The sequence below is a fragment of the Stenotrophomonas sp. PD6 genome, assembly GCF_049199305.1.
Classification (GTDB): domain Bacteria; phylum Pseudomonadota; class Gammaproteobacteria; order Xanthomonadales; family Xanthomonadaceae; genus Stenotrophomonas.
Genome location: NZ_JBLZQD010000002.1, coordinates 45666 through 58012, shown reverse-complemented (window position 1 = coordinate 58012; position 12347 = coordinate 45666). Strand labels below are relative to the sequence as shown.

Genomic DNA, 12347 nt, shown 5'->3' with positions numbered 1-12347 from the left:
GAGGGCCCTGCATTTGCAGGACCCTCTTCAGCACTTATCGAGCAATGTAGGGGCCAGAAGCCCAGACACTAGTCCCGAAAAGTTACGGGCCGGCCGCCGGGCGGCACTCGGCCGGCAGGTACTTGGCCGGGCTGGCCGAGGTGCAGGCCCAGTTGATGCCGGCGTCGACCAGGGTCGGGGTGTAGGTCAGCACCACACCGGAGGCCTTGGCGGTACCGGTCGCGGTGACGACGCCATTGGCGCAAGCCAGCGAAGCAGTGTTCTTGGTCGCGGTGGTGAACACGGCAACGCCGCTGCAAGCATTGGCATTGATGGCGTTTTCATTGGCGATGTTTTCGCCGATGGTGGCCTTGGCACCCGAAGCCAGCACGGCCATTTCCGAGACGCGCGAACGGATGGTGTAGTCCTGGTAAGCCGGCAGTGCAATGGCGGCCAGGATGGCGATGATCGCGACAACGATCATCAGTTCGATGAGGGTAAAGCCCTGCTGCTTCTTCATGAGTACATCCCCTAGAGGTAGGTAATAAGCGAACACCGGTACGAAGCCTGGCCGGCGGACCGGCTGAGCAAGGCAAACGCCCGTGCGGGTGGTTGATAGCAGGTTGCGTGCCAAGTGGTCCAGCAATGCTCCCCAGCATTTCCCCGGCGCAATGATGGCAGCAATCTTCAGGATTGGAACCCCCCGCACAGCAAATTGCGACATAACCTGCATTGTGACGCACCGCGTCACCTTGTGACGGCACCGGTACTGGACCCAGGTCACGGATTGCCGTGCAAGAGGGATGCCACTCCGGCCCGGAACCGGCTACCATTCGGCGGAGAAGCCCGCCTGGGGATGGCGCGGCTGGGGAGCCCTGTATGTCTGTCAGCCGTAGTGCAATCAAGAAAGAGCCCGTGGCGCGAAGCACCATGGAGCTGCAACCGTTTGTCTGGGAGGGGGTGGACAAGCGTGGTGTGAAGATGAAAGGCGAGCAGACGGCGAAGAACGCCAACATGCTGCGCGCCGAGCTGCGCCGCCAGGGGATCATGCCCGGCGTGGTCAAGCCCAAGCCCAAGCCCTTGTTCGGGGCAGCCGGCAAGGCTGTTGGCCCGAAAGACATTTCGTTCTTCAGTCGCCAGATGGCGACCATGATGAAATCCGGTGTTCCGATCGTAAGCGCCTTGGAAATCATTGGCAGCGGGCACAAGAACCCGCGCATGAAGAAGCTTGTGGGCGGGATCCGTACCGATATCGAGGGCGGCTCGTCTCTCTATGAGGCCATCAGCAAGTACCCGGTACAGTTCGACGAGCTGTACCGCAACCTGGTGCGGGCTGGCGAAGGCGCAGGTGTGCTGGAGACCGTGCTTGATACGGTGGCTACCTATAAAGAGAACATCGAAGCCCTGAAGGGCAAGATCAAGAAAGCGCTGTTCTACCCCGCCATGGTGGTCGCCGTCGCGCTCATCGTGAGCGCGATCCTCCTGATCTTCGTGGTACCCCAGTTTGAAGAGGTGTTCTCGGGCTTTGGCGCGGAGCTGCCGGCCTTCACCCAGATGATCGTTGGACTCTCACGATTCACCGTGTCCTATTGGTGGTTGATAGCGCTGATTATCGGTGGCACGATCTTCGGACTCCTGTTCGCCTACAAACGCTCACCAAAGATGCAGCACACTCTGGATCGCTGGATCCTGAAGGTGCCCGTCATCGGCGAGATCATGAACAACAGCGCCATCGCTCGCTTCGCCCGCACCACGGCCGTGACCTTCAAGGCCGGCGTGCCGCTGGTGGAGGCCCTGGGCATCGTGGCCGGCGCCACCGGCAACAAGGTGTACGAAGAAGGCGTGCTTCGCATGCGCGATGACGTGTCGGTCGGTTACCCGGTCAACATGGCCATGAAGCAGATCAACCTGTTCCCGCACATGGTCATCCAGATGACGGCCATCGGCGAAGAGGCCGGCGCGCTCGATACCATGCTGTTCAAGGTGGCCGAGTACTATGAGCAGGAGGTCAACAATGCCGTGGACGCCCTGAGCAGCCTGCTGGAACCGATGATCATGGTGTTCATTGGTACCATCGTTGGCGGCATGGTGATCGGCATGTACCTGCCCATCTTCAAACTCGGCGCCGTCGTCGGCTAAGGTAACCATGGCATTTCTAGACCAGCATCCCGGCCTCGGCTATCCAGCCGCGGCCGCACTGGGGCTGTTGATCGGCAGCTTCCTCAACGTCGTCATCCTGCGCCTGCCCAAGCGGCTTGAATGGCAATGGAAGCGCGACGCGCGGGAGGTGTTGGAGCTGCCCGATATCTATGAGCCGCCACCGCCCGGGATCGTGGTCGAGCCCTCGCACTGCCCGCACTGCAAGCACAAGCTGTCCTGGTACGAGAACATTCCGCTGTTCAGCTGGCTGGCGCTGCGCGGCAAATGCCGCCATTGCCATGCGCCGATTTCGATCCAGTATCCGCTGGTGGAGCTGATCACCTCAGTTCTGGTGGTCGCCGGCGTATGGCAGTTCGGCTTCGGCTGGCAGGGCTTTGGCGCCATCGTGCTGAGCTGTTTCCTGGTCGCCCTGTCGGGCATTGACCTGCGCACGCAGCTGCTTCCGGACCAGCTCACCCTGCCGCTGATGTGGCTGGGGCTGATAGGCAGCATCGACAACCTGTACATGCCGGCCAAGCCTGCCCTGCTGGGCGCCATTGCCGGCTATCTGCTGCTGTGGTCGGTATGGTGGCTGTTCAAGCAGATCACCGGCAAGGAAGGCATTGGCCACGGCGATTTCAAGCTGTTGGCCGCGCTGGGCGCCTGGTGTGGGTTGAAGGGCATTCTGCCCATCATTCTGCTGTCGTCGGTGGTTGGCGCCATCATCGGCTCGATCTGGCTGTATTCGCGGGGGCGCGACCGCGCCACCCCCATCCCGTTTGGACCCTACCTGGCCGTTGCTGGCTGGATCGTGTTCATGTGGGGCGAGCCGTTGATCAATGCCTACCTGAGAATGTCCGGCCTGCGCTGAGGGCACGGCGATGCGCCAGTTCGTGATTGGGTTGACCGGCGGCGTGGCCGCCGGCAAGAGCGAAGTCAGCCGCCGCTTCGAGGCGCTGGGCATCACCGTCGCCGACGCCGATTTGGCCGCACGCGCGGTGGTGGCACCCGGCAGCGAGGGCCTGGCGCGGATCGTGGCCCACTTTGGTTCCGAGATCCTGCTGGCCGACGGCCAGCTGGACCGCGCCCAGCTGCGCGAACGCATCTTCGCCTCCGCCCAGGAGCGGCAGGCGCTGGAAGCCATCACCCACCCGGCCATCCGCCAGCTGCTGCGGCAGACCTGCGAGCAGGCGCCGGGCCCGTATGCGGTGGCCGCGATTCCGCTGCTGGCCGAAGCCGGTGGACGCCAGCAGTACCCCTGGCTGGACCGCATTCTGGTGGTGGACGTGCCAGTGGCGGTGCAGCACGCCCGGCTGATGCAGCGCGATGGCATTGATGCCGCGCTGGCCGACCGGATGATTGCCGCACAGGCCAGCCGCGAGCAGCGGCTCGCACTGGCCGACGATGTGGTGCGCAATGATGGCCACCCGGATCATCTGCAGGCCGAGGTGGAGCGGTTGGATCAGGCCTACCGGGCGCTGGCGGGGTAGAGCCACCCCATGGGTGGCTGATCCTCGCGGAGACCGTGCTCAGCCACCCATGGGGTGGCTCTACCGTTCGGACCGCGCAGCCACCCATGGGGTGGCTCTACGCGAGGGATGGTGGTTCGTCAGCCCGCTGGTGAGAACGTCAGGGTCGCCACTACGCCACGCGTTTCACCCGGGCGCACACTCACCTGCCAGCCGTACAGGTCGCACAACCGGCTCACGATCGACAAACCAATGCCGCCGCCCTGCGAGTGGCCCGCATGGGTGCCGCGGTACCCGCGCTGGAACAACTTGGCCGCGTCCTCTTCGCTCAGGCCCGGGCCGCTGTCGATGACCTCGACCCGGTTGCCGGTGACCAGCACCCGCACCGAACCCTCCTGCGAATACTTCACGGCATTGCCGATCAGATTGCCCAGCGCCACCGACAAGGCCGATTCGGGTGCGTCGATGACCAGCTCGCGATCCCCTTCCAGCACCAGCTCCAGCGGCTTGCCGCCCAGCTGCGCGCGGTGCGAGTCCAACAGCTGCTCTGCCACCCGCGCCACGTTGCTGCTGCCCTGCCCGCGCTCGTTGCGCGACAACAACAACAGCGAGCCGATCAGATCGGTGCACTGCTGTTCGGCACGCTGGATGCGCTGCAGGCGCTGCAACACCTTCGGGTCCAGGTCCGGACGGGTCAGCAACAGCTCGGTGGCGCCACGGATCACCGCCAGCGGGGTGCGCAGTTCGTGGCTGACGTCTGCGTTGAACTCGCGGTCGCGCTGCACCACTTCGGTGAGCCGGGCCGAGTAATCGTCCAGCGCCTGGGCGAGCTGCCCGACCTCATCGTCGGGGAAGCGCGGGGCAAGCGGCTCCGGATCGCTGTTACCACCACGGTACGCGCGCAGCCGAGCAGCCAGGTCCGAGACGGGCTTCATGACCTTAGAAGCCGACCACCAGCCCAAAACCAGCGACAACGCACTGAACAGCAGCACAGAGAAGAACAGCGCGCGGTTGAGCTGCCCTTCGCCGCGCAGGCTCTCGGTCATGTCGTAGGCGAGAAAGAACCAGGCATCAGGGGTTTTTCGGACGGCCAACTTGTAGGAGAAGGCGTTGCCGCGCTCATCCACGCCACTCAGGCTGTGGATGCCATCGCGGAACTCGTACCAGTCCGGCTCTTCCTGCCGAAGCGCATCGAACTTGTCTGCCCGGACGATGCGCGCACGCATCTGCTGCACCGGCAGGTCCGGATTGCGCGTCGGGTCGGCGGCATACCGATGGGCGTACTCATCGATGTTGCGATTCATCACATCTTCGACCAACTGGTTTTCCACGCGGGCGCGGGCCAAGTTGGTGGCGAAGGCAAACAGTGCCGTCAGGCAGAAGCCCAACAGCACGAACGACACGATGATGCGGCTGCGCAACCGCCGCCGGTATGGCCCGCGGCGTTGCTCCCCCCTGGCCTTCACCGGATCAGGCTTCCGGGGCGGCGATGCGGTATCCGATGCCATGACGGGTCTGGATGAGCGGTACCTCGAACGGCTTGTCGACCATGGCGCGCAGGCCATGGATATGCACGCGCAGCGAGTCGGAATCGGGCAGCTCTTCACCCCACACGCGGGTTTCCAGCTCCTGGCGGGTGACCACGGCCGGTGCAGCTTCCATCAGCGCCTGCAGGATCTTCAGGGCGGTGGGGTTGAGCTGCAGCAGCTTGCCCTGGCGGCGAACCTCCAGGGTGTCCAGGTTGTATTCCAGGTCGCCGGTTTGCAGCACCCGCGTCTGCACGCCCTTGCCGCGGCGCGACAGGGCGTTCAGTCGGACCTCGACTTCCTGCAGCGCGAACGGCTTGATCAGGTAGTCGTCGGCACCGGAATCGAAACCGGCCAGTTTGTTGTCCAGCGAATCCCGTGCGGTCAGCATCAGCACCGGGGTCTGCTTGCGCGCTTCATTGCGAAGCTTGCGGCAGACCTCGATGCCATCCATGCCCGGCAGATTAAGGTCCAGCACGATCGCGTCGAACTCGTGCACCACCGCCAGGTGGAGGCCGGTCACGCCGTCGGCGGCGAAGTCCACGGTATGCCCGCGTTCTTCGAGGTAGTCGCCCAGGTTGGCGGCGATGTCGCTGTTGTCTTCAATTACAAGAATTCGCACTGGAACCTCGGGTTCGGATTAAGACAGTGCCCCCGGCGCCGGTGCGGCGCGGGGGACCATGGTCAACCAATGAACGATACAGGTGCCCGTCTTAACATTTTGTACTCGTCCCAAGGCGTGAAGGCCGGGTCAGTCCAGCGGCTTCAACTGCGAGCGATTCCCTTCCATCATGTTTTTGCGCGCCGCATCCTGCGCCTTGCGGCGCTGGGCAACCGTCATGCAGTTGTTGCTGGTCATATTGCTGCCAACGGTTTTTTCGCGCCGGCAGACCAGGCGGCTGTCCGCGTGGGCACGGGTCAGGATCGTGTTGATCTTCTCCTGCTCGTTGAAGATCGCGACCTGCGCCGGAGGCGAAAGCTGCTCAACGCGCTCGTGATCACCCATCTGGGTGCGGATCTGGTTGAGCGAGGCCTGAACCGCGCTTTTGTCTGCAAGTGATACTTCACTGTACTTCTCGCCGGCCAGCGCCAGCTCAACTTCGCGGATCTGCTCGGAAACCGGCTTTGCGCCACCCATCTGTACGGCATCCTTGCTGGTTGCGGCCAAGGCATGCGCCGAGCCTGCCAGCGCCAACATCAACACGATCGAGCCAATACGATACATCTGCTTTACCTCCATCCTTCCATGAACGAAGTGTTCAATTTAAGGCGCAACCGCCGCCAAGACAACGTGACCAACGGCAGGGCGTAAAAAGGCCCGGGTGGTCGCCCACCCGGGCCTGAAGTCATTCCCGATTGCCGTTATCTGCTGAGGAGGGCAGAGCTGCGGTTCGTTGAAGCCTACGCGGGGGGCGATTAAACCGGTGTTAAAACCGGACACCTCCTCCAATGAAAATTTTAATGCTTTGATTTTGCAGGCTTTTTTGCCAGAACCACCTGAGCTGCGACGTGCTCGATGATGCGCCCCGCCAGATCGTCCTGACTGATCCCCTCGATGCCTTCCAGCCCCGGGGTCGAGTTGACCTCCAGCACCAGCGGGCCGCGGCTGGAGCGGATCAGGTCCACCCCGGCGATACCCAAGCCCAAGGCCTTGGCCGAGCGTACGGCCACCTGCTGCTCGGCCCGGCTGGCCTTGGCGCCGCGGGCGCTGCCGCCGGCGTGCAGGTTGGAACGGAAGTCCCCCTCGGGCGCCTGTCGCTGCATGGCGGCCACCACCTGGTCGCCAACCACCAGGCAGCGCAGGTCGGCGCCCTGCGCCTCGCCAATGAACTCCTGCATCAGGAAGTTGGCGTACAGCCCGCGCAGGGCTTCGACGATGCCTCGGGAGGCGCTGGCCTTCTCGGTCAGGATCACCCCCCGCCCCTGGGTGCCTTCGTTGAGCTTCACCACGTGCGGCGGCGGGCCGAGCATGGACAGCAGGTCCACGGTGTCGTCCGGGTTGTCGCCGAACACGGTCACCGGCATGTCGATGCCCTTGGAGGCCAGGATCTGGTGCGCGCGCAGCTTGTCGCGCGCCCGCAGGATGGCGTCGGAGGGGTTGGGGGTAATGGCGCCCATCATCTCGAACTGGCGCAGCACGGCAGTGCCATAGCGGGTGACGGAGGCGCCGATGCGCGGGATGACCGCGTCCACGCCGGTGATCGGCCGCCCCTTGTAGTGCATCGTGAACCCGTCGGCGGCGATGCGCATGTAACAGCGCAGGGGGTCGAGCACGCGCACGGTATGCCCGCGAGAGCGTGCCGCGTCGACCAGCCGCCGCGTGGAGTACAGCTTGCTGTTGCGGGAAAGGATGGCCAGTTTCATCGGCGTGTACAGGGGGGGGAAAGCGCGAAGCATAGCGCGCGGCCTGTACGCGTGGATGACGGCTCAGCGCCAGACCTCACAGGCCGAACCGACCGCTGCGCCATCCCCGTCAGGCTGTGGAACTACCTACCTCGCCTTGCGAAGGAACGGCACGACCAGCAGTCCGACCGCAGCTGCTCCCAAACCCGTACTGACTCGCCAATCTGCTCCCATGTGCGCGGTCACAACGAGCAGCGCGAACGCGTTGCTCTCGTCCCGCAGGGAGTCAGGTTTGCTCGCGGTGGGTTTCGTTGCGGTGGTCGAATCGACCTGATTGATAGCTCGATTGCGCCGTTTTCTTCCCTGAGAACTCACTCTGCGCCTCCCTGAGCAGGTCACCCACCTGCGACCAAATGTCATGCAAGTTGTTGGACTGCGCATTGATGATCGCGTCTCTTGCCGCCTTGCGCGACAACGTCGGCTGCAGTTCGATCACGGAGCAGAACCCCCGTATGAAAGCGCCAAGCCGTTTCTTTGCAGTCATCACTCTTCTCCAGACCTTCGTCGACAGGGTGGCCGACCACGCCGAGGAGATCGAGAGGGAAACCCGACATGCGCGAATCATTTGTGGGCGGAGACGGCGAATCGACAGCAGGCCTACTCTTGGGACATATTGCGCTGTAGCAGGCTGTCGGCCAGCGCCGCGATCTCGTGGCCGAGATGGGGTCTTGTGACCATGACAGCGACCTTCCAGGAACTGTGGGAACGGCAATAGGTCGATGGCAAATATGACGGGCTCTGCAGCCTGAGCGGCGAAGCCAGGAAGCACTGGCATGAGAACCGGGGGAATGCACACTGCGCTCCATCGGGCTGCGCAGCAACCGATGGAGCGGGTGAAGGGAATCGAACCCTCGTCAGTAGCTTGGGAAGCTACAGCTCTACCATTGAGCTACACCCGCGTGGTGCCCGGCAAGTTTATGCGGGGGGGCGGTGAAAAGGCAACGGGCGGCATGCGCCGCCCGTTGCAGTTGGCACGACCAATGGTCGTGCCCTACCCGGTTTTCAGCTTAGAAGCTGCCGCTGACCGTGGCGAACACGGTGACGTCGCGGGCGTCCTTCTGTGCGGCCGTGGCGCTGAGGCCGATGTTGCTGTCCAGGCCGAACATGCTCATGCGCGCACCCAGCACAGCGGTCGCGTAGTTCTTGTCGAACTCCAGGCCCGGCACCTTGTACATGCCCACATCCGGCATGGTCTGCAGCCAGGCGCTGGCCTGCTTGCCGTCTTCGAACTCGTGGTCGTAGGTGACCTGCACGTACGGCTTGACGCTGCCGCCGTCGTAACGCGCCTGCCAGCCGATCCGGCCAACGGTCGAGTCCGCGTCCTGGTCGCCATAGCCCAGCGCGGTGGCGCTCGGGTTGGATTCCACGTAGCCATCCAGCTTGACCTGCTGCCAGATCACGGCGGCGATCGGACCGTGGCGGAAGCCGCCTTCGGTGCCGAACTCGTAACCGGCGTTCAGCGCGGCGGTCAGGTTGCTGCCTTCCGGCGAACCGGTGTGGGTGCGCTCGGCCGGGCCAAGCTGCACGCGACGGGTCACGTCGTAGTCCAGCCAACTGTAGCTGACCTGGCCGGTGACCCACACCTTCTCGCCATACCAGCCGGCGAACAGGCCCAGGGTGGCGTCGGACTGGGTGAAATCACCCTTGCTGTTGCCGAAGTCGGCGTCCATGCGGCCGTAGCCACCGAAGCCGCCGACGACCATGCCGTCCTTCGCCCAGTCGATGCCGAACAGGCCGGCCGGTGCCAGGCCGTCGTACAGGTCGGCGTGGTCGTAGCGCTGCATGTCGCCACGCAGGCCGCCCCACCAGCTCAGGCCATCGGCCGGACGGCCACCCAGGTGACCGCTGACCTGGTCGGCGCGCGCGCGGCCGACGGTCTGGGCGGAATGGGTGAGGATCTGCTGGTTGCGCGGCGCCTCCAGGATGGAGAGCGTGTACTCGCCCAGCATCTGGTGGGTGGCCGTGGTCGGGTGCACGCCGTCGGCGAAGACGTAGTTGTTGGCCGCGTTCGGGTTGACGTACGAGGTGGGGTTGCAGGTCAGCGACGAGGCGGTGGTGCAGGCCGGGCTGGTCACGTTGACGAAGCCGTAGGTGCCCGGGCTGGCGACGATTTCCTGCAGGATGTGGAAGGTATCCACCGGAATCACCTGCAGGCCAGCGGCCTTCAGGCCACCGAACAGCGCGTCGTTGTAGGCCTTGGCCAGCGCGGTGCCCTGCGCCATGCCGACGGCACCGCCGGCGCGGGCGGCCGGGGTCAGGCCGATGTCGGGCAGGGTCGGCACCACGACGTACTGGGCGCCGGCGCCCTTCAGGGTGGCGACGATGCCGACCTGGTCGGTCACGGCCGCACCCAGGGTGGCCTGCAGCGGCGCACCGGCCTGGATGGCGAACAGGTCATTGGCGCCGCCCCACACGGTGTACAGCGCGTTGGCGTCTGCCTTGCCGCCATTGGCATCCAGGTACTGCTTGGTCTGGGTCTTGAGCGAGTAGACCGGAATGGCCGGGGTACCCGGGGCCAGCACCTGCTGGCTGTCCACGCCGACGCGGGCGCCGCCGATGGCATAGTTGTCACCGCCCTGGCCGTTGCCGTGGGCAGTGGCGTTGGTGCCGTAGTAGTCGGCCACATACTGCGCCCAGACCCAACCCGGGTTGGTGGTGAACTGGCCGGTGACCGGGCGTGCCGATGCCGGCAGCAGCGGGCGGAAGTACCCCTGGTCGGTCAGGCTGTCGCCGATGAAGATGGTCTTCGAATAGGGCGACTGCGCCATTGCCGGCGCGGCGGCCAAGGCGATGGCGACAGCCATCAGGGAACGCAGGGGACGCTTGCTGAGCAGCATGTAAGACTCCTTTCAGGTTGAAAACGGCCGACGTACGCCGGCGCACGGTGCCATGGTTCCACTGCGCCCCGGCGACATCACGCTGCGCTGCGGCATGAACCGCCCAGGGGGTAGGCAGCACGCTGCGGGAACACGCCGGAACGGGGTTGGGCAGGGCCGCAAGGGTACGCAGAACCAACCACTTTGAGGGACAATTCCGTCATGAACATCCAGCTCAACGGCGATCCCCGCCAGCTTCCGCAAAGTGCCACCGTCCTGGACCTGCTGCAGGCCGAAGATCTGACCCAGCGCCGGGTGGCGGTGGAGGTCAATGGTGAGATCGTCACCCGCAGCCTGCATGCGACCCACGCGCTGCGCGAAGGCGACGTGGTGGAGATCGTGCATGCCCTCGGCGGCGGCTGACGGCAGCCGGCGAAAGCAACCGGACAGGAATGGCCCGGTTGGGCGATAATTCGCCGCATGACTGCTCACGCCTCCCCCGATTCGCTGGTGATCGCCGGCAAGACCTATACGTCCCGGCTGCTGACCGGCACCGGCAAGTTCAAGGACCTTGAAGAAACCCGGATCGCCACCGAGGCGGCGGGTGCCGAGATCGTCACGGTGGCGATCCGTCGAACGAACATCGGGCAGAACCCGGGCGAGCCGAACCTGCTCGACGTGCTGCCACCGGACCGTTACACCCTGCTGCCCAACACCGCCGGCTGCTACACCGCCGACGACGCGGTGCGCACCTGCCGGCTGGCCCGTGAGCTGCTGGACGGCCACAACCTGACCAAACTGGAAGTGCTGGGCGACCAGAAGACCCTGTACCCAGACGTGGTGCAGACGCTGAAGGCCGCCGAGCAGCTGGTGAAGGATGGCTTCGAGGTGATGGTCTACACCTCCGACGACCCGATCCCGGCCAAGCGCCTGGAAGAGATCGGCTGCGTGGCGGTGATGCCGCTGGCCGCGCCCATCGGCTCGGGCCTGGGCATCCAGAACAAGTACAACCTGCTGGAAATCATCGAGAACGCCAAGGTGCCGATCATCGTCGACGCCGGCGTGGGGACCGCATCCGATGCGGCGATCGCGATGGAGCTGGGCTGCGACGGCGTGCTGATGAACACCGCCATCGCCGGCGCACGCAACCCGGTGCTGATGGCCAGCGCGATGCGCAAGGCCGTGCAGGCCGGGCGCGAGGCGTTCCTGGCCGGGCGCATTCCGCGCAAGCGCTATGCGAGTGCGTCTTCGCCGGTGGACGGGTTGATCGGCTGATGACCAATCCCTTCGACAGCGCAGGCGCCAAGGCGCCGCCCAAGCCCTTCACCGTGACCGAAGGCCGCCGCGAAGTGCGCAGCTTCGTGCTCCGCCAGGGCCGCTTCACGCCGGCCCAGCAGCGCGCGTTCGACGACCGCTGGCCGCGCTTCGGGCTGGACTTCACCGGTGAGCCGCGCGACCTGGACGCCACGTTCGGCCGCGACGCGCGCAAGGTGCTGGAAATCGGCTTCGGCAACGGTGCCGCGCTGCGCTTTGCCGCGCAGCAGGACCCGAGCCGCGACTACATCGGGCTGGAAGTACACGCCCCCGGCGTGGGTCGCCTGCTCAATGCACTGGCCGACGACAACGCCGACCACGTGCGCCTGTACCACCACGATGCGGTGGAGGTGCTGGAGAAGGAAATCGCCGACGGTGCGCTGGACGAAGTGCGCATCTACTTCCCGGATCCGTGGCACAAGAAGCGCCACAACAAGCGCCGCCTGATCCAGCCGGGGTTTGCCGAGCTGCTGGTGCGCAAGCTGCGCGTCGGCGGCCGCCTGCACTGCGCCACCGACTGGGAAGACTACGCCGAGCAGATGTGGGACGTGCTGGACGCCACCGCCGGGCTGAGCAACCGCGCCGGTCCGCGCGGCCAGGTGGAGCGGCCGGAATGGCGGCCGCAGACGCACTTCGAAACCCGCGGCCAGAAACTCGGCCACGGGGTGTGGGACCTGTTGTACGACCGTACCTGATCCCCT

At 65.1% G+C, this 12347-nt stretch carries 13 protein-coding genes and 1 tRNA gene; 6 read left to right on the top strand and 8 right to left on the bottom strand.

The features are described 5' to 3' along the window. Nucleotides 1-82: 82 nt before the first annotated feature. Nucleotides 83-499, bottom strand: a complete 417-nt coding sequence (locus tag ACOZHM_RS03270) for a pilin (RefSeq protein WP_421567527.1) — start codon at nt 497-499, stop codon at nt 83-85. A gap of 359 nt (nt 500-858) precedes the next feature. On the opposite strand from ACOZHM_RS03270, the gene ACOZHM_RS03265 reads away from it, so the two are divergent. Genes ACOZHM_RS03265 through coaE form a run of 3 tightly spaced genes read left to right on the top strand, consistent with a single transcriptional unit; the run spans nt 859 to nt 3608 of the window. After that, nucleotides 859-2118, top strand: a complete 1260-nt coding sequence (locus ACOZHM_RS03265; RefSeq protein ID WP_421567526.1) for a type II secretion system F family protein — start codon at nt 859-861, stop codon at nt 2116-2118. Nucleotides 2119-2125: 7 nt separating this feature from the next. Beyond that, the gene (locus ACOZHM_RS03260; protein WP_421567525.1) at nt 2126-2989 is read left to right on the top strand and encodes a prepilin peptidase; all 864 of its coding nucleotides are present in this window, start codon (nt 2126-2128) and stop codon (nt 2987-2989) included. Between the two features lie 10 nt (nt 2990-2999). After that, nucleotides 3000-3608 (top strand): dephospho-CoA kinase, encoded by a 609-nt coding sequence (gene coaE, locus ACOZHM_RS03255; RefSeq protein WP_421567524.1) that lies wholly within the window; start codon nt 3000-3002, stop codon nt 3606-3608. Nucleotides 3609-3727: 119 nt separating this feature from the next. On the opposite strand, the gene ACOZHM_RS03250 is transcribed toward coaE, so the two are convergent. The 7 genes from ACOZHM_RS03250 to ACOZHM_RS03220 all read right to left on the bottom strand — a co-directional run bounded on the left by ACOZHM_RS03250 (nt 3728) and on the right by ACOZHM_RS03220 (nt 10353). Continuing rightward, nucleotides 3728-5095, bottom strand: a complete 1368-nt coding sequence (locus ACOZHM_RS03250) for a sensor histidine kinase (protein WP_421567523.1) — start codon at nt 5093-5095, stop codon at nt 3728-3730. Beyond that, on the bottom strand, nt 5058-5735 hold the full coding sequence (locus ACOZHM_RS03245) for a response regulator transcription factor (RefSeq protein WP_421567522.1): 678 nt from the start codon (nt 5733-5735) through the stop codon (nt 5058-5060). The genes ACOZHM_RS03250 and ACOZHM_RS03245 overlap by 38 nt, the downstream gene beginning before the upstream one ends. 129 nt (nt 5736-5864) lie before the next feature. Next, nucleotides 5865-6338 carry a hypothetical protein gene (locus ACOZHM_RS03240; protein ID WP_421567521.1) on the bottom strand — a complete coding sequence of 158 codons (474 nt, stop codon included), beginning with the start codon at nt 6336-6338 and terminating at the stop codon, nt 5865-5867. Nucleotides 6339-6571: 233 nt separating this feature from the next. Continuing rightward, nucleotides 6572-7477, bottom strand: a complete 906-nt coding sequence (rimK, locus tag ACOZHM_RS03235; protein ID WP_421567520.1) for a 30S ribosomal protein S6--L-glutamate ligase — start codon at nt 7475-7477, stop codon at nt 6572-6574. Between the two features lie 265 nt (nt 7478-7742). Then, nucleotides 7743-8000: a hypothetical protein gene (locus tag ACOZHM_RS03230; RefSeq protein ID WP_421567519.1), complete on the bottom strand. Its 258-nt coding sequence runs from the start codon at nt 7998-8000 to the stop codon at nt 7743-7745. A gap of 341 nt (nt 8001-8341) precedes the next feature. Beyond that, nucleotides 8342-8415, bottom strand: a tRNA-Gly gene (locus ACOZHM_RS03225). A gap of 108 nt (nt 8416-8523) precedes the next feature. Next, nucleotides 8524-10353, bottom strand: a complete 1830-nt coding sequence (locus ACOZHM_RS03220; RefSeq protein ID WP_421567518.1) for an autotransporter outer membrane beta-barrel domain-containing protein — start codon at nt 10351-10353, stop codon at nt 8524-8526. A gap of 201 nt (nt 10354-10554) precedes the next feature. On the opposite strand from ACOZHM_RS03220, the gene thiS reads away from it, so the two are divergent. Genes thiS through trmB form a run of 3 tightly spaced genes read left to right on the top strand, consistent with a single transcriptional unit; the run spans nt 10555 to nt 12341 of the window. Next, nucleotides 10555-10755, top strand: a complete 201-nt coding sequence (gene thiS / locus ACOZHM_RS03215; protein ID WP_421567517.1) for a sulfur carrier protein ThiS — start codon at nt 10555-10557, stop codon at nt 10753-10755. A gap of 57 nt (nt 10756-10812) precedes the next feature. Then, nucleotides 10813-11607: a thiazole synthase gene (locus ACOZHM_RS03210; protein WP_421567516.1), complete on the top strand. Its 795-nt coding sequence runs from the start codon at nt 10813-10815 to the stop codon at nt 11605-11607. Continuing rightward, the gene (gene trmB, locus ACOZHM_RS03205) at nt 11607-12341 is read left to right on the top strand and encodes a tRNA (guanosine(46)-N7)-methyltransferase TrmB (protein ID WP_421567515.1); all 735 of its coding nucleotides are present in this window, start codon (nt 11607-11609) and stop codon (nt 12339-12341) included. The genes ACOZHM_RS03210 and trmB overlap by 1 nt, the downstream gene beginning before the upstream one ends. Nucleotides 12342-12347 lie beyond the last annotated feature (6 nt).